The organism is Oceaniserpentilla sp. 4NH20-0058, from assembly GCF_040371755.1.
Lineage (GTDB): Bacteria > Pseudomonadota > Gammaproteobacteria > Pseudomonadales > Oceanobacteraceae > Bermanella.
This window is the reverse complement of record NZ_BAABWE010000030.1, coordinates 1-600: the sequence shown is the minus strand read 5'-3', so window position 1 is coordinate 600 and position 600 is coordinate 1. Positions and strand designations below refer to the sequence as shown.

Genomic DNA, 600 nt, shown 5'->3' with positions numbered 1-600 from the left:
TCTGCTTTTAAAGCATGGATAGGAGATGGCAAGCAATTTAAAAAAGGCCGAGATGCATCAGCTGCTTTAGGTATTGTGCCGAGACAGCATAGTTCTGGTGGCAAAAACGTTTTACTGGGTATAACTAAAAAAGGTGATTGTTATCTTCGATCACTTGTTATTCACGGGGCAAGATCAGTTGTCAGGATGGCAGCCAATAAAACAGATGAATTAAGCAGATGGATTAATGCCTTGGTTGAGCGCAGAGGGAAAAATCGAGCCACTGTTGCGTTAGCCAACAAGTTAGTTCGAATCGCTTGGGTATTGGTTGTCAAAAAAGAAACGTATCAAGCATCTTAGAATAAAGATTTGCAGATAGAGTAACCAACCACCAAGTTGCAAAGAAAAAGTAAAAGATGACGAAATAGGTAAAACCAGCACATTAAAAACCTGTCTTTTCCGTGGGTACTCGATACCGTTAGGTCGATCAGGATAATGTGCGCGGAGGCTCATCAAGGTCCAAGCATGCAAATATGCTGATATGAGAGACCGAATATACGGCAGCAACCTAACTTTCGAAATTTGATACTTTTATCTTGCAAGCTGGGGGGAGACCATATA

General features: G+C 41.3%; 1 protein-coding gene. It reads left to right on the top strand.

Going from position 1 to position 600, the window contains the following annotated elements:
- Positions 1-339: transposase (locus tag ABWV45_RS15490; protein ID WP_353352624.1), on the top strand; the 339-nt coding region annotated here is incomplete at its 5' end.
- Positions 340-600: the final 261 nt, after the last annotated feature.